Origin of the sequence: Nocardia amamiensis NBRC 102102, from assembly GCF_001612745.1 — a bacterium.
GTDB classification, from domain to species: domain Bacteria; phylum Actinomycetota; class Actinomycetes; order Mycobacteriales; family Mycobacteriaceae; genus Nocardia; species Nocardia amamiensis.
Genome location: NZ_BDBA01000063.1, coordinates 1 through 22,577 on the forward strand (window position 1 = coordinate 1; position 22,577 = coordinate 22,577).

At 68.5% G+C, this 22,577-nt stretch carries 21 protein-coding genes, 1 tRNA gene and 1 pseudogene; 10 read left to right on the forward strand and 13 right to left on the reverse strand.

Going from position 1 to position 22,577, the window contains the following annotated elements; genetic code table 11:
* A partial coding sequence (locus NA4_RS39110) for a cobalamin biosynthesis protein (protein ID WP_174552944.1) occupies window positions 1-207 on the reverse strand: 207 nt, incomplete at its 3' end.
* A gap of 144 nt (window positions 208-351) precedes the next feature.
* On the opposite strand from NA4_RS39110, the gene sigJ reads away from it, so the two are divergent.
* The gene (sigJ, locus tag NA4_RS14365) at window positions 352-1,305 is read left to right on the forward strand and encodes an RNA polymerase sigma factor SigJ (RefSeq protein ID WP_067470033.1); all 954 of its coding nucleotides are present in this window, start codon (window positions 352-354) and stop codon (window positions 1,303-1,305) included.
* Between the two features lie 455 nt (window positions 1,306-1,760).
* Here sigJ and ald read toward each other — a convergent pair whose 3' ends face one another.
* Window positions 1,761-2,870: an alanine dehydrogenase gene (gene ald / locus NA4_RS14370; RefSeq protein WP_067470036.1), complete on the reverse strand. Its 1,110-nt coding sequence runs from the start codon at window positions 2,868-2,870 to the stop codon at window positions 1,761-1,763.
* 133 nt (window positions 2,871-3,003) lie between these two features.
* Complete coding sequence (locus NA4_RS14375) at window positions 3,004-3,924, reverse strand: MBL fold metallo-hydrolase (protein ID WP_245671356.1); 921 nt, start codon at window positions 3,922-3,924, stop codon at window positions 3,004-3,006.
* A 50-nt stretch (window positions 3,925-3,974) separates the two neighbouring features.
* Here NA4_RS14375 and NA4_RS14380 point away from each other — a divergent pair, with 50 nt between their 5' ends.
* The 3 genes from NA4_RS14380 (at window position 3,975) to NA4_RS14390 (ending at window position 5,838) form a co-directional block, all read left to right on the forward strand.
* Window positions 3,975-4,967: a GlxA family transcriptional regulator gene (locus NA4_RS14380; protein ID WP_067470039.1), complete on the forward strand. Its 993-nt coding sequence runs from the start codon at window positions 3,975-3,977 to the stop codon at window positions 4,965-4,967.
* Between the two features lie 2 nt (window positions 4,968-4,969).
* Window positions 4,970-5,485, forward strand: a complete 516-nt coding sequence (locus NA4_RS14385) for a gamma carbonic anhydrase family protein (protein WP_067470131.1) — start codon at window positions 4,970-4,972, stop codon at window positions 5,483-5,485.
* A 167-nt stretch (window positions 5,486-5,652) separates the two neighbouring features.
* Window positions 5,653-5,838, forward strand: a complete 186-nt coding sequence (locus NA4_RS14390; protein WP_067470133.1) for a hypothetical protein — start codon at window positions 5,653-5,655, stop codon at window positions 5,836-5,838.
* A gap of 23 nt (window positions 5,839-5,861) precedes the next feature.
* On the opposite strand, the gene NA4_RS14395 is transcribed toward NA4_RS14390, so the two are convergent.
* Together NA4_RS14395 and NA4_RS14400 are read right to left on the reverse strand one after the other, a co-directional pair.
* Entirely contained in the window at window positions 5,862-6,860 is a 999-nt protein-coding gene (locus NA4_RS14395) for a GAF domain-containing protein (protein ID WP_067470042.1), read from the reverse strand.
* Between the two features lie 126 nt (window positions 6,861-6,986).
* Window positions 6,987-7,799 (reverse strand): SDR family NAD(P)-dependent oxidoreductase, encoded by an 813-nt coding sequence (locus NA4_RS14400; protein ID WP_067470044.1) that lies wholly within the window; start codon window positions 7,797-7,799, stop codon window positions 6,987-6,989.
* A gap of 386 nt (window positions 7,800-8,185) precedes the next feature.
* Here NA4_RS14400 and NA4_RS14405 point away from each other — a divergent pair.
* Window positions 8,186-8,587 (forward strand): annotated as a pseudogene (locus NA4_RS14405) (TetR/AcrR family transcriptional regulator); the annotation flags it as partial.
* On the opposite strand, the gene NA4_RS42580 reads toward NA4_RS14405, so the two are convergent.
* Window positions 8,510-10,462 carry an Eco57I restriction-modification methylase domain-containing protein gene (locus tag NA4_RS42580; RefSeq protein WP_084497087.1) on the reverse strand — a complete coding sequence of 651 codons (1,953 nt, stop codon included), beginning with the start codon at window positions 10,460-10,462 and terminating at the stop codon, window positions 8,510-8,512. The pseudogene NA4_RS14405 and the gene NA4_RS42580 sit on opposite strands and share 78 nt — an antisense overlap.
* Before the next feature lie 209 nt (window positions 10,463-10,671).
* On the opposite strand from NA4_RS42580, the gene NA4_RS14415 reads away from it, so the two are divergent.
* Window positions 10,672-11,358, forward strand: coding sequence for a nitroreductase (locus NA4_RS14415; protein WP_067470049.1), 687 nt, complete (start codon window positions 10,672-10,674; stop codon window positions 11,356-11,358).
* Window positions 11,359-11,381: 23 nt separating this feature from the next.
* Here the strand turns inward: NA4_RS14415 and NA4_RS14420 are convergent, their stop codons facing one another.
* The 7 genes from NA4_RS14420 to aceE form a co-directional block, all read right to left on the reverse strand.
* The gene (locus NA4_RS14420) at window positions 11,382-11,867 is read right to left on the reverse strand and encodes a winged helix-turn-helix transcriptional regulator (RefSeq protein WP_067470051.1); all 486 of its coding nucleotides are present in this window, start codon (window positions 11,865-11,867) and stop codon (window positions 11,382-11,384) included.
* A gap of 123 nt (window positions 11,868-11,990) precedes the next feature.
* Window positions 11,991-13,424 carry an acyl-CoA carboxylase subunit beta gene (locus NA4_RS14425; RefSeq protein WP_067470052.1) on the reverse strand — a complete coding sequence of 478 codons (1,434 nt, stop codon included), beginning with the start codon at window positions 13,422-13,424 and terminating at the stop codon, window positions 11,991-11,993.
* A gap of 124 nt (window positions 13,425-13,548) precedes the next feature.
* Window positions 13,549-14,799: a KasA/KasB family beta-ketoacyl-ACP synthase gene (locus NA4_RS14430; protein ID WP_067470054.1), complete on the reverse strand. Its 1,251-nt coding sequence runs from the start codon at window positions 14,797-14,799 to the stop codon at window positions 13,549-13,551.
* 10 nt (window positions 14,800-14,809) lie between these two features.
* Entirely contained in the window at window positions 14,810-15,112 is a 303-nt protein-coding gene (gene acpM, locus NA4_RS14435) for a meromycolate extension acyl carrier protein AcpM (protein WP_067470056.1), read from the reverse strand.
* Window positions 15,113-15,234: 122 nt separating this feature from the next.
* A complete protein-coding gene (locus NA4_RS14440; protein WP_084497088.1) occupies window positions 15,235-16,149 on the reverse strand; it encodes an ACP S-malonyltransferase in 915 nt (304 codons plus the stop codon).
* A gap of 128 nt (window positions 16,150-16,277) precedes the next feature.
* Window positions 16,278-17,612, reverse strand: coding sequence for a PucR family transcriptional regulator (locus NA4_RS14445; protein WP_067470061.1), 1,335 nt, complete (start codon window positions 17,610-17,612; stop codon window positions 16,278-16,280).
* An 11-nt stretch (window positions 17,613-17,623) separates the two neighbouring features.
* Entirely contained in the window at window positions 17,624-20,470 is a 2,847-nt protein-coding gene (aceE, locus tag NA4_RS14450; RefSeq protein WP_373862790.1) for a pyruvate dehydrogenase (acetyl-transferring), homodimeric type, read from the reverse strand.
* Window positions 20,471-20,752: 282 nt separating this feature from the next.
* On the opposite strand from aceE, the gene NA4_RS14455 reads away from it, so the two are divergent.
* From NA4_RS14455 to NA4_RS14470, 4 genes are all read left to right on the forward strand, one after another.
* Complete coding sequence (locus NA4_RS14455; RefSeq protein ID WP_067470068.1) at window positions 20,753-21,310, forward strand: Rv2240c family protein; 558 nt, start codon at window positions 20,753-20,755, stop codon at window positions 21,308-21,310.
* Between the two features lie 125 nt (window positions 21,311-21,435).
* Window positions 21,436-21,858, forward strand: a complete 423-nt coding sequence (locus tag NA4_RS14460) for a DUF3052 domain-containing protein (protein ID WP_067470134.1) — start codon at window positions 21,436-21,438, stop codon at window positions 21,856-21,858.
* A 76-nt stretch (window positions 21,859-21,934) separates the two neighbouring features.
* Window positions 21,935-22,399 (forward strand): peroxiredoxin, encoded by a 465-nt coding sequence (locus NA4_RS14465; protein WP_067470070.1) that lies wholly within the window; start codon window positions 21,935-21,937, stop codon window positions 22,397-22,399.
* Window positions 22,400-22,416: 17 nt separating this feature from the next.
* A tRNA-Val gene (locus tag NA4_RS14470) sits at window positions 22,417-22,488 on the forward strand.
* The last annotated feature ends 89 nt before the right edge of the window (window positions 22,489-22,577 follow it).

Sequence of the window (22,577 nt, forward strand, 5' to 3'; positions counted from 1 at the left end):
CGCCGCCCCGAGCCCGACCACCGCGCCGACCGCCAGCGCCTCGTGCACCAGTCCCGCCGCACGCCGGTCGGCGTAGGTCACCGCCTCCAAAGCGGTCGCCGCCGAACCGAATCCGGCCACCGGATGCCACCGCCCGGGATCGCCGAACACCCGATCGAGCGCGAATCCGAGCAGCAGCCCGACTGCGGTGGAAGTCCCCTTCTGCACCCGGCGAGAGTATCGGGTGGCCTCGGCGACCGCCCGCACACCATCCCGTCGCCCACGTGTCACACTCTGTGCCCCTGCGTCGTCGAACTGTTGACGCATCCATAGACTCGCCCTGCGGGGCCGAACGACGAACGGCGAACAGCAGTGACCTCCGAGCAGTCTTCCTCTGAGCCCCTCGACCAGGCCGAGCTGGCCCGACGGTTCGAGGAGCACCGGCCGTATCTGCGCCGGCTCGCCTACAGCACGCTCGGCAGCCTCACCGACGCCGACGACGTGGTGCAGGAGGCATGGTTGCGGTTGCAGCGCCAGTACGAGGCGGGCACCGCGGGCGAGATCGACAACCTGCTCGCCTGGCTGTCCACCGTGACCGGGCGGCTCGCGCTCGACCATCTCGGCTCCGCCCGGGTGCGCCGCGAACAGTACGTGGGCGAATGGCTGCCGGAGCCGGAGGTCACCAACTGGGACGACCCCGCCGACCGGATCACCCAGGACGAGCGGGTCACCACCGCGCTGCTGGTCGTTCTCGAATCCCTGTCTCCGGCCGAGCGCACCGCGTTCGTCCTGCAAGACGTCTTCGGCATGAGCGGCCCGGAGGTCGCCGAGGTGGTCGGCCGCACCCCGGCCGCGGTGCGCCAGCTGGCCTCCCGGGCCCGCAAGCGAGTCGAGGACGGCACCCCGCGCTTCCCCGCGTCACCGGACGAGCAGAAGAAGGTCGTGTCGGCCTTCGCGCTGGCCTGGCGTTCCGGCGATCTCGCCGCTCTGCTCGGCGTGCTCGACGCCAAGGTGAGCCTCACCGCCGACGGCGGCGGCAAGGTGCCCGCCATCCGGCAGCCCGTGCACGGCGCCGAACTGGTGGCCAAGATGCTGCTCGGCTGGTACCACGCGCCATCCGCCGTGGGAGCCTGGGGGCGCGCGGTGCTGGTCAACGGCCAGCCCGGCCTGGTGGTGTTCGACGGCACGCACACCGGCGTCTTCTCCTTCACCGTCGACGACGGCCGCATCGTCGCGATCGATGTGGTCCGCAACCCGGACAAGCTGCACGACCTGCCCTCCACCGATCAGCCCGACTGGTACCTGGGCCGGACCGAGCACGAGTAGCCGCTTGCCGCGACGGCTCGGGTCGGCCCGCGGGAAGACGACGGCGCGACCCGCGTGCTCACCTGTGGTCGATGGCGGTACCGTCGCTTTCGCCCACGGTCGGCGTGATGCCGAGCGTCGGCGAAACCCGTGCCCAGCGGCTACTTCGAACAACAGCAACCGACCCGGATGCCCTGAGCAGAGCGGCAGATTGCCGAGCGCACCTCATGGGCTGCCCTTCCCCGACCGGCCCTTGGGCGAGCACGGGTAGCCGCGTGGGCGCCGATCCCGGTGCGCCGCGCTCGCGTCCACTCAGCCCGCGACACCGAGCGGACGCGAACACCCGTGCGCAGCCGCGACTTCCACCGAGGCCAGGCGGCCGGCGTCAGCGGTGAGACCATGGGCCAAGTCGGGGTGCGCGGAGCACGCGTCCTTCCAGCCGAGACGCGATCCCGGTGCGCCGCGCTCGCGTCCACTCAGCCCGCGACACCGAGCGGACGCGAATAGCCGTGCGCAGCCGCGACTTCCGCCGAGGCCAGGCGGCCGGCGTCAGCGGTGAGACCGTGGGCCAGGTCGGGGTTCGCCGAGCACGCGTCCTTCCAGCCGAGATCGGCGATCGCGCGAACGTAGGGCAGTGTGGCGTTGGTGAGCGCGATCGTCGAGGTGTGCGGCACCGCGCCGGGCATGTTGGTGACGCAATAGAACAGCGAGTCGGCCACACGGAAGGTGGGATTCGAATGCGTCGTCGGCCGTGAGGAGGCGAAGCAGCCACCCTGGTCGATGGAGATGTCCACCAGCACCGCGCCGGGTCGCATACCCGCGACGAGATCGTCGGAGACCAGTCTCGGCGCACGCGCGCCGGGGACCAGCACCGCGCCGATCACCAGGTCGGCCGACAACACCGCGCGCTGGATCTCCGCGGCGTTCGACGCGATCGTGGTGACCCGGCCGCCGAAGCGGGCATCGAGGTCGCGCAACCGCTGCAAGTTGGTGTCCAGCACACTCACCCGGGCACCCATCCCGACGGCGACCGTGGCCGCGTTCGAGCCCGCGACGCCACCGCCGAGCACGACCACCTCCGCCGGGCGCACCCCGGGGACGCCGCCGGGCAGCAGTCCGGCGCCGCCGAGCGGGGCCATCAGGTGGTAGGCGCCGACTTGCGTACCGAGTTTGCCCGCGATCTCGCTCATCGGGGCCAGCAGCGGCAGCGACCCATCAGGGGCGCGCACCATCTCATAGGCGACGGCCGTGATCCCCGAGCGGAGAACGGCGTCGGTGCACTCGCGCGAAGCGGCCAGGTGCAGGAAGGTGAACAGCACCTGGCCGCGGCGCATGCGCGGATACTCCTGCGCGATCGGCTCCTTCACCTTCAACACCAACTCGGCGTCCCACCACACCGCGTCGGCGTCCGCGACCAGCCGCGCACCGGCCGCGGCGTACTCGGCGTCGGGGAAACCCGAGCCGATGCCCGCGCCCGCCTGCACCAGCACCTCGTGTCCGTGCCCGGCCAGTTCCCCGGCGCCCGCCGGAGTCAGTGCCACCCGGAACTCCTGCTCCTTGACCTCCCGCGGTACTCCGATCCTCATACCGCCATCGTCGCCCCGTGGCCGGGCCCGCGCCACGACCGACGCGCCGATCGCGCACGGCGACCACCCGGTCCGGTTTTTCCTGCGACTTTCTCGGCACGTTGCCCACCTGGGGCAGGCAACCGCTCTCGACTCAGACGCTGGCCACCCGACCCAAGGGCGGAATCCGCAGCTGCTCGGCGCGACCGGCATAGCCGAACACGCGGGACAGGTGGTCGAGCGTTTCACTGAAGTGCGCCCACCCATCGCCGTGGACCGGCACGATCAGGGCATCACCGAGCACTTCGGCGGCCAGCAGGGCGGTGCGCGCGTTCAAGGTGGCGTCGGCGTCGCCGAAGAGACCGATGTTCGCGGCGCCGACGTTGAGCACGGCGATATCGACGCGGCCGATTCGCTCGACGATTCGCTCGACCACCTGCACGGAGGCGTTGTCCCCCGAGACGTACACCGTCGGCTCCCCGTCGGCGCGCAACACGAACCCGGTGACGATTCCGGTGATCGGCTCGCATCCCTCGGGGCCGTGCAGGGCGGGCACTCCGGTCACCTGGACGCCCTGCACGGTGACGGTCTCCCAGTTCTCGAGTCCGCGCACACCGGCGATCCGGGTAGCGGCACCGGGGGTGGACAGCACGGTCGGCACGGTGGTCAGGAATTCCCGGCCGCTGAAGTCCAGGTTGTCGGCGTGTTCATCGTGCGATAGGAGCACGACGTCCACCGGGCCGACCTCCTGCGGTGACACCGCGGGCCCGATCAGTTTGTGCAATGTGACGCGCCCCGGATAGTCGCCCGGCTGGTCGAAGGTGGGGTCGGTCAGCCAGGTGCTGCCCGCGTAGCGAAACCGCAGTGTGGGGCCACCGACGTGCAGGACTTCGAACGCGGTCCGTTCGATGGTGTCGCCCGCACCGCCCTGACGCTCGGATCGGTCTTGCGCTATGGAGATCTGCTCGCTCATGCCTGCGCCCTCGCTCACGCTCGGCTCCGGCACGAGCGAGTGCTCGGCTGTGTTCATTGTTCGCTCGCTGCGCTCGCTCATGCCGTTGATCTTGTCGAGCACGAACGTATACCAACAGTGGCCCGTAAGCCGCCTATCGCTAAGATCAGGCCATGCGCACAGTGGCCGTCATTGCCTTCGACGGAATCAGCCCGTTCCACCTGTCCGTCCCCTCCCTCGTTTTCGGACGGGTAGGGGCGGGCGGCCCTGCGCCATACCAGGTGGACGTATGCGCCGAGCAGCCCGGAATGCTGCATACTCCCGCAGGTTTCGACATCGATGTGCGCCACGGCCTCGAAACGTTCACCCGCGCCGAGACGATCGTGATTCCGAGCTGGGAGCCCGGCATGCCGCTGTCCGCCGAGCTGCGCTCGGCGCTGCACACCGCACACGCCCGCGGCGCGAGGATCGTCGGCCTGTGCCTCGGCTCCTGGGCGGTGGCCGCCAGCGGCTTGGCCGACGGACGCGAGGTGACCACACACTGGGCCGCCGCCGCGGAACTGGCCCGCGCGTTCCCCGCGGTCCGCGTCCGCGCCGACACCCTCTGGTCGGACCTGGGCGACATCGTCACCTCCGCGGGTGTCGCCGCCGCCCTCGACTGCTGCCTGCACCTGGTTCGCTGCGATCTGGGCAGCAAATCGGCAACCGAACTCGCCCGAGCGCTGGTCACCGCCCCGCACCGCAGCGGCTCGCAAGCGCAGTACATTCCGGTCGCGGTCCCCGAGGCCACCGACGACGATCCGATCGAGCGCGCCATGGTCTGGGCGCGAACGCATCTCAGCGACCCGATCGACCTGGACAGCTGGGCGCGGGTGGCGCTCATGTCGCGGCGCACCTTCACCCGCCGCTTCCGCGACCGCACCGGCAGCAGTCCGCAGCAGTGGCTGCTGCTGCAACGCACCGACCGCGCACGACTGCTGCTGGAGTCCACCGCCGACTCCGTGGAGCGCATCGCCACCGACACCGGCTTCGGCACGGCGGTGAGCCTACGCCACCACTTCCACCGCATCCTCGGCACCAGCCCGGCCGCCCACCGGGCAAGCTTCGCTCCGGCCACCCCACCTGTCCCGGTCCGCGGGCGGACTTTGCGACCGCTAAGTTCGTGATCATGCGGATTCAGCTGGGCGAGTATGCGCCGGAGATCGAGGAGAGCGCGTGGATCGCGCCGAATGCCACGGTGATCGGCCGTGTGCGGCTCGCGGGCGAGGTGAGCGTCTGGTACGGCGCGGTGCTGCGCGGCGACCTGGAGGGAATCGAGGTCGGCGCCGGCAGCAATATCCAGGACGGCTGTGTACTGCACGCCGACCCGGGCTTCCCGCTCACTGTCGGCGCCGGGGTCTCAGTGGGACACAACGCGATCCTGCACGGCTGTACCATCGGCGACGACGTGCTGGTCGGCATGGGCGCCACCATTCTCAACGGCGCCACCGTCGGGGCGGGCAGCCTGATCGCGGCCAACGCGCTGATCCCGGAGGGTGCGCACATTCCGCCCGGCTCACTGGTTGCGGGCGTGCCGGGCAAGGTCCGCAGGGAGCTCGGCCCCGAGGAGCAAGATCGCATTCGCCTGAATGCGACTGTCTACATAGCAAATACGGCCCAGCATCGCACGGCAAATGAGCTGTGATACAGAGCACATTGATCAAGTGTCCAGCAGAAATCGCTGATAACATTCAGCCAGCGTGCCCGGCGACCCGGGCTCTCCTGTCGACACGGTTGTCGTGCGACTTGTAGCGCAGTGGGGAACCCACCCGGGTCGGTGGGTGGGCGAGCGTGCAGGCAGGAGGTATCACGGTGTCGTACGTGCAGTCGGGTGTGCATCGGCCCAAGGGCAGGATCAGCATCGCCGACATCGCGGCCCAGCCCGGTGGAGTCGAGGCACTCCAGCGCCGGGTTCATGAATTGCGTTCCCGTGGCGTGGATTTCGCCGCGAATGCGATCGAGAAGGAAATGGCCGAGCTGGATCTGCCGCGCCAATGACTTCGACGCCACGGTCACCGCGGTCACGATACCGCGCTGACCGTGGCGAGCCCTGCCGTGGTGTGCTGATCCAGCGCCATCAACGCGGCCCGCACCCGCACCGGTTGCCAACCACCGTCGAGTCGCCGGATGCGCACCGTCCCTTCGGTGCGATGCCGTGCCAGATCGCGTGACATGGTCCGCGCCGCCTCCAGATCGTCCGGATGGATTTGCGGCGGCGGCTGACCGGGGAGGTCCTCCCAGGCGATGCCGGGCATGGGCGCGCCGATCCACCGGATCAGCCGCAGCGAGCGCAGATTGACGATCGCGCGGTATTCGCCGGGCTCCGCCGATGCTTCCAGCAGGGTGTACTCCAGGATCATCGGCGGCGGCGCGAGGGAGACCGCCATGGCCGAGCCGATGTCCTGGGTCACGCCGCGAATCAGCACCTGGCGCGCGCCCGAGTCGTCGCGCTCCTCGACGATCCGGCAGGCGAAATGCCCGGCACGCAACGCGTCATCGTCGCGACGGATGGTCCAGACCGCCTGATGCTCGGTACCCGGCGCCGAGTTGACGATCTTGGCCAGCGCTTCGCTCTCGTCGCGGTTGGTGACCAGCCTGGTGAACGCACCGGCGATAGCCAGCTCGGCGGCACGGTTCTCCGGTGCGACACCGTACAGGTCCAGCAGATCGATGCTGCGCACCGAGCGATTGGTGGTGAGATCGAAATACCACGCGCCCATCGGATCCGGAGACGTGACCGGCTCCCGCACCGGCCCAACCCACAGCCGCACACCGTGTACGCGCCCCGGCGCGATGAGCAGCGGCTCGGCGCGCACCATGCGCCGACCGTCCGGTGAGACCCGCGCGACCGGCGCACCGGTGGCGCACGCCTGCCGCAGCGCCGACTCCGCATCGTCCCGAGACAAGGGATTGCGCAGGATATTGGTCAGCGGCACGAACGACTTCGGCGCCGTCCCCAGCGCGATGACTCGCCCGGGGAAGCCCGAAAAGCATTCGACCAGAATCCATTTCGTCGTCATCCAACTCTCCCCCGAGCCGCGCCGCCCCCGGCATTCCTTTCGTCGATAGTCTCCTGTATGGTGAGATGCGTTCGGCCAGTTGCCATTCCGCCAATACCCGTCCCTGTCCGAATGCCGTGCGCGCGGTCAGGAACGGAATACCATGTCCAGCACCCGTTCGTGGTACGACCCAGCGATTCTTGTGACCAGATCCACAACAATGGCGTCCAATCCGACCAGCACCTTCGCCTCGCCGCGCGCGACACCGCGCAGGATCGTCCGTGCCGCCGCGGCCGGACTGGTCCGCGCCACCCGGCCCTCGAATCGCCGCACCAGCTCGGCCGCGTCGACACCTGGCGCGACGCTCGCCGACCGCGCGATGCCGGTGAGCACACCGCCGGGGTACACGCCGGTGACCCGCACGCTCCCGCCTGCCGCTCGCATGTCCTGGCGCAGCGAATCGGTGAACCCGCGCACGGCGAACTTCGCCGCGCTGTAGGGCGCGTGGCGTGCCACGGCCACCAACCCCAGCGCCGACGACATATTGACCACGTGCGCGCGCTCGGCCGTCAGCAGATGCGGCAGAAACGCCTTGGTGCCGTTGACCACACCCCAGAAATCGACGTCCATCACCTGTTCGAAATCGCCGAAAGGCGACTCGGCCACGCTCCCGACGTGCAGGATCCCCGCGTTGTTGAACAGCGCCTCGACCCGCCCGAAGCGAGCGACGGCTTGTTCCGCGTGCGCGAGCACGGCCTGCCGATCGGTGACGTCCACCGTGCTCACCATCGGCTCCCGGCCGGCGGCCGCGCACAGCGCCCCGGTCTCCGCGACGGCCTCCGCAGACTTGTCCGACACCGCCAGCCACGCTCCCGCACCGGCCAGCGCTACCGCCAACTCCCGGCCGATCCCGGAGCCCGCTCCCGTGACCGCCACTACTAGATTCGCGAAATATCCCATGGCCCAACCCCTTTCCGCGCCAGCCGATGGTGCGGCCGAGCGCCAACCACAGGCTAGTCAGTCGAATCTGGACATGCGACCTGCTGATCCGAGGCGACCCGTGCGCACGTCGACCCGACCGGCGGCTCTCGCTCGCCGCCGCACGGGGTTCGGCAATGCCCGGTCACGCTTGGCCGACCCAATGAAATAATGAACGTCCCGTCCGCACCCGTCGCGATGCCGCGCCCCACCGGCCACGGCCTGGCCGCGCCGAACATACTGGAGATCCGATGCCCACCCTCTCGCCCATGCTGCAGCGCATCCTGGAGAAACCGGTCGCCGACGGCGAAAAGCTGCTGGAAAGCGCACTCTCGGCGTTTCTGGACTTCGGCATCAAGCGGACCAGCATGGGCGAGATCGCCCGCCGCGCGGGGATCAGCCCGGCCACGCTGTACCGGCGCTACGAGTCGAAGAACGACCTCGTCGAGGCGGTGAGCGTGCGGGAGGCGCAGCGCTTCGTCGCCGGCATCGACAAGCGGGTGCAGACCGTGTCCGGCACCGAGGACCAGCTGGTGGAGATCTTCGTCGCGTTCATCACCGCCGTCGCGGGCAATGAACTGCTGCGCAGGCTGCTGCGGACCGAGCCCGACCTGATCCTGCCCCGCCTCACCACCGATGCCGGGCCGGTCCTCGCCGTCGGCCGCGACTATCTGGCAGGCAAGCTGCGCCAGCTACGGGATACCGGTGGGACGCACGATTTCGACGCCGACCTGGTCGCCGAGATCATGGCCCGGCTGGCGCTGTCGCTCGCGCTCACCCCCGACGGCCTGATACCGGCCACCGACCAGAACGCCGCACGCGAGTTCGCCCGCCGCACCCTGCTGCCGATGGTCGGCGTCCAGCTCAGCGCGTAACCGGACGCCGAACGCGGCGGCGACCCGCTCGTCCAGCTCCGCCTGCGCCGCCTGGTCGGGCACGCGGCCCTCGACGAACTCGCACACCAGATCGATCACGTCCGCGGACCTGGCGGCCGCCGGATCGGGTACCGGCAGCCGCGACACGTACTGCGTGATCCAGCGCCTCCTGCCCGAGTACAGCCGGTTGCCGCAGACCGCGTCGTAGTACCGCAGTCCGAGCGCCGAATTGGCCACGCCCATCAGCAGATACGCCAGCCGGATCGCCTCGGCAGGCGCGCGGGCCAGATCGGGCAGCGAGATCCAGTAGCAGTCGCCGTTGACCACCGCGCCCGAACGGTCCAGCGCGAAACGGGGACGATCGCTGATGTCCGGGAACACCAGCTTCGGCTCGCGCCACAGATGTGGACGCTGCGGAACCCAGATCTCGAACCACTCGCGACCACTCTCGGTGACGTAGCGGCGACCGGCGAGCGTCTCCTTGTTGGCCAGCAGATACGCGGCGGCGCAGGGGAATTCGGTGAGATCGATCGGGGTGCGGCGGGAGCGCGCCACATCGTAGGGGTACAGCACGCGGATATCGCGTCCGCGCGTGGCCCGCCAGGGCACGAGGTCGTGGTGGGTGATCAGCGCGAGCAGCAGTTCGGGCTCGGGACACGGGTCGGCCTCGGCCCAGCGGTCGGAGATGAACACGCGATCGGCGGTCGTCTTGATGCCGACCCGGATGCGCGCCACGTCGCCGAAGCTGCGCCAGGTGGCCGTGCCGATGCGGGTCAGCCAGGAATCGACCGCGTCGTGCGACATGCGCCACGCGATCTCCGGTTCATGCGTTCCGGGACTGCCCGGATTTCGTCCCACGACGAGTGCACGCTTCCCATTGCCGACGACCGCGATCTGGGTACCGGCATCCAGCACGGCGTTGCGCATCACCGGCGGTTCGCGCCCGGTGACCAACCTGCCGACTTCGACGACGAACGTCCGCCCGTTGTGCTCGACAATCGAGCCGTGCTCGTCGGCAAGCGCTTCGAAAAGCAGTTTTTCACACGGCATTTCGCCATCTACCTGGTAGGCGGAGACGTACCGGCAGCCTTCGCGGTAGCTCTCGCGCCGCGCGATGGTGATCGCGGGCAGCACAGCGGCGGTGAAGAGTTTGGTGTCGCCGAGGTCGTACAGCTCGACGGGCGCCAGTTCGGTGAGCAACAGGCGGCGGATGTTCGCACCGGCTTTGGTGGTCAGAAAGCGGTTGGCGCACAGCAGGCCGAGCGCGCCGCCTACTGTCAGCAACCGCGGCAGCGTCGCGACGAACGGATGGGTGAGGTCGATCCGGCCGCGCAGACCGAACCGTTTGCTCAGCAGTTGCGCGGTCGATCCGCCGAGCTGCTGGGTGCGCACGTACGGCGGGTTGGTGATCACCGCGTCGAACGAGCCGTCCGCGAGTTCGGCCTCGACCGCGAGGAAGTCGGCGCCGCGCCAGGTCGCGACAATTCCTGCCGCACCGGCGCGTTCGCGCGCCACCGCGAGCGCGGCCGCGTCGAGGTCGTAGCCGATCAGCACCAGCCGGACGCCAGGCAGTCGCACCGCCGCCTCGGCATGCAGGGCGAACAGCAGCTCACCGTCGCCGCAGGCCGGATCGAGGACGCGCAGCAATCCCGATGCCGACGGCGTCACATGCCGCAGCAGCCGCTGCGCGAGGAACCTGGCCAGCGCGGGCGGCGTGTAGTGCCTGCCATGCCGTTTGCGGTCCCGCGCGGCGGTGGCTTCGGACGCCATATCGGGATTGTGCCTCGTCCGGGCCGGGTGATCGCGGCAACGCGGGCAACTGGTCCCTGGCCGGGCGCGTCGCGCCAGCCGAAATCCTCCCGTGAGCGGGAAAACCGCCGTCTTCTCCGCGAGGCGCTGCATGTCTCCCACCTTCCCCGGTGAAGCGTTCGATGCTAGCGTTTGGTCTCGAAATAGGACCACATGGAGAGGGCTGGGATATGACGGCGACGACGGAGGAGTTCGCGGCGCTGACGCGGGTGCTCGACGAGCGGTGGACCTGCAGGCAGTTCCACCCGCAGCCCGTGGCACGGGAGACCATCCAGGCTTTGCTGCGGCTGGCCCAGCGGACGCCGTCCTGGTGCAACACCCAGCCCTGGCAGATCGTGGTCACCGACGGCGCCGGGACCGACCGATTCCGGAAGGAACTGCTCGAGCACGTCGTGACCGGGACGCCCACACCGGATTTCGACTTCCCCGCGCAGTACACCGGGGTGTATCGGGACCGCAGACGCGAATGCGGGATGCAGCTGTACCAGAGTGTCGGTATCGCCAAAGGCGATCACGAGAAGACCACGCGGCAAGCCGTGCGGAACTTCGAACTCTTCGACGCCCCGCACGTGGCGATCGTGACCAGCGAGGCGGATCTCGGCGTCTACGGAGCGGTCGACTGCGGCCTCTACATCGGCAGCTTCCTGCTCGGCGCGCAGAGTCTCGGTCTCGGCGCGGCGCCCCAGGCCGCATTGGCCTCGTACTCTCCCTTCATCCGCGAGTACTTCGGCATCCCGGATCACCGCAGGGTGGTCGCCGGAATCTCCTTCGGATACCCCGATGCCGACCACCCCGTCAACGGCTTCCGCACCGCGCGCGCCGAACCGGACGACGTCATCACCTGGTTCGTCGACTGAGATCGATCGGCGCGCCGTCTGCGCTAGCGCGCGCTGCCCGCAGGGTTCTCGGCTCCGGTGGCATCGAGCAGACCGGGCCCGGGCTCCGGGTCGACATCCCGTGCGGTCAATTCACTTCTGCACGAATCGCATTCGAGCCGCACATGCGCCTCGCCGGTGCACTCGTGGTGGCGGTAGCGCACCGGAGGTCCCTCGGGCGCCATGTAGGTGTCGCCCCAATCGCGGATGGCCAGCAGAATCGGGTAGATGTCGTGGCCTTTGGTGGTGAGGCGGTACTCCTCGTGCGCGCCGGCAGCGGCCTTCTGCTTGACCAGGATGCCGTGATCGATCAAGCGGTCCAGGCGATCCTGCAACCGGCTGCGGGAGATGCCTAGTGTGCTCTGAAAGGCGTTGAAACGCCGGATGCCGGAGAAGCAGGACTTGAGGATCAGCAGAGTCCAGCGATCACCGAAGATCACGAGCGGGCGCGTGATCGAGCACGGCACATCGGCCAGTTCTTCGTAGCGCACTCCCCGATGCTACCGAGCGTCACGCCGCGTTCGCCCTCGTGAGATCTCACTATGCGGCTACCCGGCGACCCACAACGCGAAGCGGGCCCCAGGGTGCCCTGGAGCCCGCTTCGGCGCATTGGTTCAGAGGGGGATGTTCTTGTGGTGACTCGCGCGGGCCGGAGCCGCGGCGAGCGCGGCGGCGATGGTGCTGCGGGTCTTGGCCGGGTCGATGACCTGGTCGACCACGCCGATCGCTATGGCGCGCTCCACGCCGCCTGCGATGCGCTCGTGTTCCGCGGTCAGCCGCTCGTGCAGTGCTTCGCGCTCTTCCTCCGGCGCGGCCGCGAGGGCCTTCTTGTGCAGGATGCCGACCGCGGCCTTGGCGCCCATCACAGCCACCTCGGAGCCCGGCCACGCGTAGACCGCTGTCGCGCCGAGCGAGCGGGCGTTCATCGCGATGTAGGCGCCACCGTAGATCTTGCGGGTGACCAGCGTGACCCGCGGAACGCGCGCTTCGGCGAACGCGTGCAGCAGCTTCGCGCCGCGACGCACCACGCCTTCCCACTCCTGGCCGACACCCGGCAGGTAGCCAGGCACGTCGGTGACGACGACCAGCGGAATGCCGAACGCGTCGCACAGCCGCACGAACCGTGCCGCCTTCTCGGCGCTTTCGGAGTTCAGGCAGCCGCCGAGCCGGATCGGGTTGTTCGCCAGTACGCCGACGGTGCGGCCGCCGAGGCGACCGATGCCGGTGACGATGCTGCGGGCGTACCCACCCTGCAGTTCCTCGAAGGTCGACTCGCCGTCGACGTTGTCGAGCAGCTCGTGGATGATCGGCTTCACGTCGTAGGCGCGCTTGGCCGACTCCGGCAGCATGGCCTTCAGGTCGACGTCGCCGTGCTCGGCCGCGACCAGGTCGAATTCGCCCTGCTCGGCGAACATCGACACCAGGCGGCGGGCGCGGTGCAGCGCGTCGGCCTCGTCGCCCGCGACGATGTGGGTGACGCCGGACTTCTTGCCGTGCGTCTCCGGGCCGCCGAGGGTGGCCATGTCGACCTGCTCGCCGGTCACGCTGCGCACCACGTCCGGACCGGTCACGAAGACGCGGCCTTCCGGAGCCATGATCACGATGTCGGTGAGTGCCGGGCCGTAGGCGGCGCCACCGGCGGCGAAGCCGAGCACCACGGAGATCTGCGGAACCAGCCCGGACGCGCGAACCATGGCCTCGAAGACCTGGCCGACCGCGTGCAGCGCCTCGACGCCTTCGGCCAGGCGGGCGCCGCCGGAGTGCCAGAGTCCGACCACCGGGACGCCGGAGTCGATGGCGGTGTCGATGGCGTCGACGATGTGCTTGCAGCCCTCCACACCCATCGCGCCGCCCATGACGGTGGCGTCGGAGCAGTAGGCCACGGTGCGAACACCGTCCACTTCACCGATGGCAGCGAGCACACCGGACTTGTCCCGCGGATGGAGCGGAAGAACGGTGCCGGGGTCGAAGAAGCGCTGCAGTCGACCGAGCGGATCGCGCGGGTCGGTGGCGGTCTCTTGGCGCAACGCGGGAGCGATGATTGTCATCGCGTTGTCTCCTCACTAACGGAGTGTGTGCCGCTGCCGCGGCTGCGTATGAAGAACCACGGCGGGGTCGAACCAGGTCAACTGGCCGACCCCGCCGGGAATCGTTGTGCAGTCGGTCGCGCGGCTATGCCCGACCGAAGGCGAGCGCCACATTGTGCCCACCGAAGCCGAAGGAGTTGTTGATCGCGTACTCGATCTCCTGGCGGCGGGCTTCGCCCTTCACCACGTCGAGGTCGATCTCCGGGTCCTGGTTCTCCAGGTTCAGCGTCGGCGGCACGATGCCGTCCCGGATGCTCATCACGGTCAGCACGGACTCCAGAGCGCCGACGGCGCCGATCGAGTGGCCGAGTGCCGACTTGGGCGCGTACACCGAGGCATGGTTGCCGACGGCCTTGTTGATCGCGTTCGCCTCGGCGGTGTCACCGATCGGCGTCGCGGTCGCGTGCGCGTTGATGTGCGTGATGTCCTTCTTGGTCAATCCCGCCGACTGCATCGCCCTGGTCATGGCCCGCGCCGCGCCGTCGCCCGTCGGGTCGGGCGCGACGAGGTGGAAGCCGTCGGAGGTGATGCCCGCGCCGAGCAGGCGCGCGTGGATGGTGGCGCCACGCGCCTTCGCGTGCTCTTCGGTCTCGATGACCATGAGCGCGCCCGCCTCGCCGAAGACGAAGCCGTCGCGATCGGAGTCGAAGGGACGCGAGGCGCCCTTCGGGTCGTCGTTGCGGGTGCTCATGGCGCGCATCATGGTGAACGCCGCGATCGGCACCGCGTCGATGAAGCCTTCGACGCCGCCGGTGACGACGATGTCGGCGTCACCCATGACGATCATCCGCCACGCGTTGGCAATGGCCTCGGAGCCGGACGAGCATGCCGAGACCGGAGTGACCACTCCCGCCCTGGCCTTCAGTTCGAGGCCGACAACGGCCGAAGGGCCGTTCGGCATGACCATCTGCACAGCCAACGGCGAAATCTTGCGATAGCCGCCGTTCTTCAGCTTGTCCACGGAATCGATGAGGGCGTCGCCACCACCTAATCCGGTGCCGATGGCCACACCCAGCCGCTCCGGGTCGACTTCCGGGCTGCCCGCGTTCCGCCACACCTCGCGACCGAGCACGGTCGCGAGCTGCTCGACGTAGGCCATGCGCCGGCATTCGACACGGGACAGCAGGGTGTCGGGCCGGACCTTCAGGTGGCCGCCGATGCGGACCGGAAGGTCGTATTCCTCGATGAAGGAATCCTCGAGAACGTCGATGCCGCTCTCGCCGTTGAGGAGTCCCTTCCACGTCGCATCGACGTCACCCGCGATCGACGTGGTCGCCGCCAGGCTGGTTACGACGACATTGGGGAAGTTCCCGTTCAAGGTGGAAGGAGTGGTCACAGTGTCGGCCCTACTCGGCGTTGTCGAACTTGGCCTTGAGCTCGGCGGCCGCCTCAGCGTTCTCCGCCTCGAGCTTCTGGATGTAGCCGACGGCGTCGCCGACCGTCTTCAAGCTGGCCAGATCCTCGTCCGGGATCTTCACGCCGTACTTGTCCTCGGTCTGCACCGCGATCTCGACCATGGACAGCGAGTCGATGTCCAGGTCATCGACGAAGGACTTCTCGATCGTCACCTCGGAGGGCTCGATACCGGTCACCTCTTCGATGATCTTGCCGAGTTCCTCGACGATTTGTTCCTGGGTCAGAGCTGCCACTTCGTGGCTCCCTTCTTGATACTTTGTAGGGCTCTACTGGTTCTTTTCGGATCGAGCAGGCAGATGGTTACCACCTGCTCGGTCACGACCTCGCATATGGATGCATCGGTCGCGGAGGAAAGCTAGCCGGATGTGGTCAGCTCAGCCAACGCGGGGAGGTCTTCGGGGGTCTTCAGGGCCAGCGTCGGCGTGCCCTTCAGTTCCCGTTTCGCGATGCCGACAAGGGTGCCCGCCGGCGGCAGCTCAGCCACCGCCGAGACACCGGCCTGCCGGACGGTCTCGGTGCACAGATCCCACCGGACAGGCCGGGTGACCTGCGCGGCGAGCTTGTCGATCGCGTCCTGTCCGGACGCGACGGGCTTGCCGTCGAAGTTCGACAGCAAGGTCTTGGTCGGCTCGTTCGGAGCGATCTTCGTTATGGCTTCGGTCACAGCATCCTGTGCCGGAGCCATGAACGCGGTGTGGAACGCGCCCGCGACGGGCAGCGCGCGAACCCGGGCTTTCTCCGGAGGATTCGCGGCGAGCTCGGCGAGAGCGTCCAGCCGACCCGCGGCCACGATCTGGCCTACCGCGTTGCGGTTGGCCGGGACGAGGTCGAGTTCGGCGAGCCGTTCGAGCACGGTGGCCTCATCGCCACCGAGTACCGCGGACATACCGGTCGGCTCCAGCGCGCACGCCTTGGCCATCTCCGCTCCGCGGATGGCGGCCAAGCGGACCGCGTCGTCGGCGGAGAGAACTCCGGCGACCGCCGCGGCGGCGAGTTCGCCGACCGAGTGTCCGGCAACGATGGTAGCGGCAGGGAGCGCGTCCTGCGGAACTTCCGAGAACGCGAGCAGCGCCGCGGCGACCACCAATGGCTGGGTCACGGCGGTGTCGGTGATCTCCTCGGCCGTCGCGGTGGTGCCGAGACGCACCAGGTCCAGGCCGGAGGCCTTGGACCACAGCGTGAGGCGCTCGTTCGCGCCGGGAAGGTCGAGCCAAGGCGCGAGCATGCCGGGTGTCTGAGAGCCCTGTCCAGGGGCGAACAACGCGATCACGTCTCTAAGAAAACACTGTGAGACCGGCCGCACGAGATGTCGACGCGAATGAAGGTTCCGAGGAGCTTTTGTGGGGGTTCCACAAAAGACCACGTGGCCTGTCCGAATCGACCGATTCCCCGAACGCGTTACACGCCCTCGTGACCGAACGCGACTTGGGTGACTTCTGGGGTAGGTGTTGACGATTCGTTACGGGTTCGTGTCAAACGACCCACTGTTGCGGCGATCCGGAGTACGTACGCGTCGCGCGGATTCATCGGATCACGGCCGGTGATCTCGGCGATGCGCTTCAGGCGATACCGGACCGTATTTGGATGGACGTACAGCTGACGCGCACACGTCTCGACCGCTCCACCGCAATCCAGATAGGCATCGAGGGTGTCCGCCAGCGACGACCCCGCCGCGGCCAACGGTAGGACAAGGTACTCGTTCAGCGCGTCGATCGCAGCCCGATCACCCAACAAAGCTCGTTCCGGTAGCAATTCGGCCGCGTGCACCGGGCGCGGCGCCCCGCGCCAGCCCACCACGGCCTCCATGCCCGCCAGTGCCTCCACCGCGCTGGCATGCGCCGCACCCAGGGTGCGCGTGGTCGGCCCGATCACCACCGGGCCGTCCGAGAACACTTCGGCGAGCAGGTCGGCCAGGAACGGGGAGACATACGAGGTATCGCCGAGATGCCCGGACACCACCATCACCAGCCTGGTGCCCTGCACCACCGCCAGCGCGGCGCGACCGTGCCGTGCCGCGATGGAATGCACCGCTCCCACCGACGAGACGCCCTGCTCGCCCGGCGGTGTGCCGACCAGGACCGTCGCCGGTGCGGTCGCGTCCCAGTTCAACGTCGCGGCACGGGAGAGCATGTCCGGGCCGCTATCGCCGCGCACCACGGCGTCGACGACCAGCGCCTCCAGCCGGGTGTCCCACGCGCCGCGCGACTCGGCGGCGCTGGCGTACACCGAGGCGGCGGCGAACCCGAGCTCGCGCCCGTAACGCAGCACCGCCTCGGTGAGGGCGACCAGCTGCCGGTCGTTGCGCGCGAGCGCGGGCAACCACTGCTCGAAGAACTCCATGGCGACGCGCACCATGTCCACGGTCTGGCGCAGCGTCAGCCGCCGCGCCAGATCCTGCGGGATCACCTGGAAGGCGTCCAGGCTGAACCGGATGTCGCTGTCCGGGTCCTGGAGCCATTCCAGGAAGTTCACCACCGCGGTCTGCACCAGCATCTGCACACCGGCCCGCTGGGCGGCGTCCAGATCGGCGAAGAACGGCAACCGATCCTGCATCGACCCCACCGCCTCGGTGGAGAGGCGGCCGGAGAACTGCTTGACGCGTTTGAGCAGCGTGTCCGGAAGAGGGTCGCGGGTCTGCGGGTTCGGGGAGAGCGCGCCCGTCGGCAGATACACCTCGTGCTCGGAGGAGCCTTCGGAGATCCGCCGGGGCCGCGGCGGTTTACGGTCCACCATCCAATATTCCGCTACGCGAGGTCTTCGTCCGAACTCACCGCCGCTTTCGGCGCGGCGTCCACGTCGGCGATCCGGTACTTCGCCGCCGCCTCGGCGAGCTTGGCGGCGTCGATCTTGCCCGCGCGGGCCAAGCCGGCCAGCGCGGCGACCGCGATGGACTGCGCGTCGACGTTGAACACCCGTCGCGCGGCCGGGCGGGTATCGGAGAAGCCGAAACCGTCCGTGCCGAGCGTGGTGAAGTCACCGGGAACCCACTTGCGGACCTGATCGGGCACCGCGCGCATCCAGTCGGTCGCGGCGATGTACGGGCCCTCGACCCGTGACAGCGCCTCGGTGACGTACGGGACGCCCGGCTCGGCGCCCGCGTCGCGCAGCGCGGCGATCTCCTTGTCCAGCGCCTCCTTGCGGAGTTCGCCCCACGAAGTCACCGACCAGACATCGGCCTGCACGCCCCATTCCTGGGCGAGCAGCGCCTGCGCGCGCAGGCCGTCCGGCACGGTGACGCCGGAGACCAGGATCTGAGCGCGCACCGCGCCCTCGCCCCCGCGCTTGTACAGGTAGATGCCCTTGAGCAGACCCGCGACATCCAGGTCTTCCGGCTCGGCGGGCTGCGGGTACGGCTCGTTGTAGAGGGTGATGTAGTAGAAGACATCCTCCCCGCCGAACTCACCCGCACTGCCGTGCGGGCGGGTGCCCGGCAGCGGCGCCAAGGCCTCCGGCGCGGAACCGCCGCCGTACATCCGGCGCAGGCCGTCGCGCACGATGTGGGCGATCTCGAACGCGAACGCCGGGTCGTAGGTCACCACGGCCGGGTTGGTCGCGGCGAGCAACAGCGAGTGCCCGTCGTTGTGCTGCAGACCCTCACCGGTCAGCGTGGTGCGCCCCGCGGTCGCGCCCAGCACGAAACCGCGGGCCAGCTGATCGGCGGCCGCCCACAGGCCGTCGCCGGTGCGCTGGAAGCCGAACATCGAGTAGAAGATGTACAGCGGGATCATCGGCTCGCCGTGGGTGGCGTACGAGGTGCCCGCGGCGGTGAACGACGCGGTCGAGCCCGCCTCGTTGATGCCTTCGTGCAGGATCTGCCCGACGGCGCTCTCTTTGTAGGCAAGCATCAATTCCGCGTCGACCGACGTGTACAGCTGGCCGTTGCGGTTGTAGATCTTCAACGAAGGGAACCACGAGTCCATACCGAAGGTGCGGGCCTCGTCGGGGATGATCGGCACGATCCGCTTGCCGATCTCCTTATCCCGCAGCAGTTCCTTCATCAGCCGTACCAGCGCCATCGTGGTGGCCACGTTCTGCTTGCCGGAGCCTTTGCGCACCGAGCGGTAGACCTCGTCGCCGGGAAGCTTCAGCGGCTTGGCCGCCGCGCGCCGCTCGGGCAGGAATCCGCCCAGCGCCTGGCGCCGGTCGAGCATGTACTGGATCTCCCGCGCCTCCATACCGGGGTGGTAGTACGGCGGCAGGTACGGATCCTTCTCCAGCTCGGCGTCGCTGATCGGAATCCGCTGCAGGTCGCGGAAGTCCTTGAGGTCCTGCAGGGTCAGCTTCTTCATCTGGTGCGTGGCGTTGCGGCCCTCGAAGTGCTTGCCGAGGGTGTAGCCCTTGATGGTCTTGGCCAGGATCACCGTCGGCTGGCCCTTGTGCGCCATCGCGGCCGCGTAGGCGGCGTACACCTTGCGGTAGTCGTGGCCGCCGCGCTTGAGGTTCCAGATCTCCTGGTCGGACAGGTCCTGCACCAGTGCCTTGGTGCGCGGATCGCGGCCGAAGAAGTGATCACGAACGTAGGCGCCGTCGTTGGCCTTGTAGGTCTGGTAGTCGCCGTCGGGGGTGCTGTTCATAAGGTTCACCAGGGCCCCGTCGCGGTCGGCGCCGAGCAGCGCGTCCCATTCGCGACCCCAGATCACCTTGATGACGTTCCAGCCCGCGCCGCGGAAGAACGACTCCAGCTCCTGGATGATCTTGCCGTTGCCGCGCACCGGGCCGTCCAGGCGCTGCAAGTTGCAGTTGACCACGAAGGTCAGGTTGTCCAAGCCCTCCATAGCCGCGACGTGCGCGAGGCCGCGCGACTCCGGCTCGTCCATCTCGCCATCGCCGAGGAACGCCCACACATGCTGGTCGGAGGTGTCCTTGATGCCGCGATCGTGCAGGTAGTGGTTGAACCGGGCCTGATAGATCGCGTTCATCGGACCCAGGCCCATGGACACCGTGGGGAACTCCCAGAAGGTGTTCAGCAGCCGGGGGTGCGGGTAGGACGGGAGCCCGTGGCCGGGGCCGCCGTTGCTGTACTCCTGCCGGAACCCGTCGAGCTGGCCGGTCGAGAGCCTGCCCTCCAGGAACGCGCGGGCGTAGATGCCCGGCGAAGCGTGACCCTGGATGAAGATGGAATCGCCGCCGCCGGTGTGGTCCTTGCCGCGGAAGAAGTGGTTGAAGCCGACCTCGTAGAGCGCCGCCGAGGACGCGTAGGTCGAGATGTGCCCGCCGACGCCGATGCCGGGACGCTGGGCGCGATGCACCATGATCGCGGCGTTCCAGCGGATCCAGGCGCGGAAGCGCCGCTCCACCTCTTCGTCGCCGGGGAACCACGGCTCGTTCTCGGTGGGGATGGTGTTGACGTAGTCGGTGGAGGTCAACGACGGGATGGCGACACGACGTTCACCGGCCCGCTCCAACAGGCGGAGCATGAGGTACCGCGCACGGCCGGGGCCTTCCCGGTCGAGCATCTCATCGAACGACTCTAGCCATTCGCTGGTTTCCTCCGGGTCGATGTCCGGTAGGTAGGACGCCACCCCCTCGCGGATCACCCGCACTCGGCCACCCTGCTGCGGCGCCTGCGACCCATTCGGATCGCGGCTCACGGCGGGAGCTGGGGCGGAGCTGGCGCCGGCGGATTTCGCCGGTGCGGGAGAGTGGATCAGGTCGGTCAAAACTGCTCCTCGTACAGGGGTGGACATGCTGATGGCGTCTATTTCCCCGGGCGGGCTCGCGTGGTTGGCGGACCGCCCGTTTACGAAAGGTTCGGGCGCACCATCCATCCTTGCCGATGGTGCGTCCCAGGTCATCATCTCAGTCGCAAATCCAGTAAGTTCGACAGGCAAGGTGAGCATGAGCCGCGGCAGCCGTGAGGAGCGGGGAGGACGATGAAGCTGCTGAACCCAGGCGGGTTCGGAATGGTGTGCGCTACCGGCGCCATCACGATCGGGTTGATCGTGGCCGGATGCGCCAACCAGGTGGAGGGCTCCGCGAGCCCGAACGAGAGCGATCTGGCCGCGTACAAGACCGAGGCGGCGTCCTCGTCGGCGGCGGCGACCTCCTCGCGGCGCGCGGCGGCCCAGGCTACGGCCATCGCCGACAACTGCGGCCAGTTCCCCACCACCACGAGCATCGGCGTCACCAGGTACAACGAATTCGTCGACGCGCACGATTCGAACGCGCCCGACTACGTCGCCAAGCGGGACGCGGCCGTCCAGACCCTCGAGGACGCCGCGAACACGGTGGATAGCGGCGTGAACGCCGCCAGCGACATGCTGCCGCCCGACCTGGCCGCACTGTTCACCGAGTACGTGAGCGCGGCGCGCGCGCTGGCCGCCGAAACGCGCACGATGACCTACCTCGCCCCGGTCGCGTCGCTCAACGATGCCAGCAGACGGGTGAACGACGCGCGCAACGCCGTGCGCGACTCCTGCCCGAAACGCTGAGCACGCCCTGACACACCATCGCAACACGACATTCGGCAGCTATTTCACCGGATCGGCTTGCGCTGAAGCTCATAACCATGTTCGCTTGCAACTATCTATTGTCGGGAGTTGAGGAGGACACCACCGTGGTCGCCGCGGCGGACGCGCAGAACTACGCTCAGAAGCTTGGCATTTCACACGGCTTGGTTGTCCAGGAATTGGGCTGGGACGAGGACGTCGACGACGACCTGCGGGCCGATGTCGAGGAGGCGGTCGGCGGCGAAATCGTCGACGAGGACTCCGACGAGGTGATCGACGTCGTGCTGCTGTGGTGGCGCGACGGCGACGGTGACCTGGTGGATGCGTTGATGGACGCGATCGGTCCGCTCGCCGACGACGGTTTCGTCTGGGTGCTCACGCCCAAGACCGGGCAGCCGGGACATGTCGAGCCCAGCGAGATCGCCGAGTCCGCGCCGACCGCCGGTCTCACCCAGACCTCCGCGATCAGCCTCGGTGCGTGGACGGGCAGTCGCCTGGTGCAGCCCAAGGCTCCCTCGAAGCAGCGCTGACCCGCCGCGCTAAGGTTTCCACCAGGGCGGTGTCGCACCCCCGCCCGGTGGAACCCGACACGATGGAGGATTCGCTATGCCGTTAGAGGTTGGCACTCTCGCGCCGGATTTCACGCTGAAAGACCAGAACAACCAGCAAGTCAGCCTGGCGGACTACCGCGGGAAGAAGAACGTTCTGATCGTCTTCTACCCGCTCGCGTTCACCGGGATCTGCCAGGGCGAACTGTGCAAGGTCCGCGACGAGCTGCCCAAGTTCCAGAACGACAACGCGGAAATCCTCGCGATCTCGGTCGGCCCGCCGCCCACGCACAAGATCTGGGCCGCCGAACAGGGCTACACCTTCCCGCTGCTGTCGGACTTCTGGCCGCACGGCGCGGTAGCCCACGCATACGGCGTCTTCAACGAGAAAGCCGGCTACCCCAACCGGGGCACGTTCGTCGTCGACCGCGAAGGCTACATCCGCTTCGCCGAGATGAACGGCCCCGGAGAGCCCCGTGACCAGGCGGCTTGGGAGAAAGCGCTCGCCGCGCTAGATTCATAAACCGCCGGTCACGGCACGGGCGTATAGCTCAGCGGTAGAGCACTGGTTTTACACACCAGCGGTCGGGGGTTCGATCCCCTCTGCGCCCACCGAAGGAGATGCAGGTAGAGCTAGAGCACCCCAGAAGTGGTTGCGACTACTGCGTTGCCCGGCGGCCGGAAGCGGCAAGGGCAGTTCA

What these genes read in the sequence shown, in the direction of transcription:
- NA4_RS42580 (WP_084497087.1), bottom strand. Translation starts at nt 10,462, where the DNA reads ATGGCGTCCGAAGCCACCGCCGCGCGGGACCGCAAACGGCATGGCAGG.
- NA4_RS14380 (WP_067470039.1), top strand. Translation starts at nt 3,975, where the DNA reads ATGCGCACAGTGGCCGTCATTGCCTTCGACGGAATCAGCCCGTTCCAC.
- NA4_RS14400 (WP_067470044.1), bottom strand. Translation starts at nt 7,799, where the DNA reads ATGGGATATTTCGCGAATCTAGTAGTGGCGGTCACGGGAGCGGGCTCC.
- NA4_RS14465 (WP_067470070.1), top strand. Translation starts at nt 21,935, where the DNA reads ATGCCGTTAGAGGTTGGCACTCTCGCGCCGGATTTCACGCTGAAAGAC.
- ald (WP_067470036.1), bottom strand. Translation starts at nt 2,870, where the DNA reads ATGAGGATCGGAGTACCGCGGGAGGTCAAGGAGCAGGAGTTCCGGGTG.
- NA4_RS14425 (WP_067470052.1), bottom strand. Translation starts at nt 13,424, where the DNA reads ATGACAATCATCGCTCCCGCGTTGCGCCAAGAGACCGCCACCGACCCG.
- NA4_RS14445 (WP_067470061.1), bottom strand. Translation starts at nt 17,612, where the DNA reads ATGGTGGACCGTAAACCGCCGCGGCCCCGGCGGATCTCCGAAGGCTCC.
- NA4_RS14395 (WP_067470042.1), bottom strand. Translation starts at nt 6,860, where the DNA reads ATGACGACGAAATGGATTCTGGTCGAATGCTTTTCGGGCTTCCCCGGG.
- NA4_RS14455 (WP_067470068.1), top strand. Translation starts at nt 20,753, where the DNA reads ATGAAGCTGCTGAACCCAGGCGGGTTCGGAATGGTGTGCGCTACCGGC.
- NA4_RS14415 (WP_067470049.1), top strand. Translation starts at nt 10,672, where the DNA reads ATGACGGCGACGACGGAGGAGTTCGCGGCGCTGACGCGGGTGCTCGAC.
- NA4_RS14385 (WP_067470131.1), top strand. Translation starts at nt 4,970, where the DNA reads ATGCGGATTCAGCTGGGCGAGTATGCGCCGGAGATCGAGGAGAGCGCG.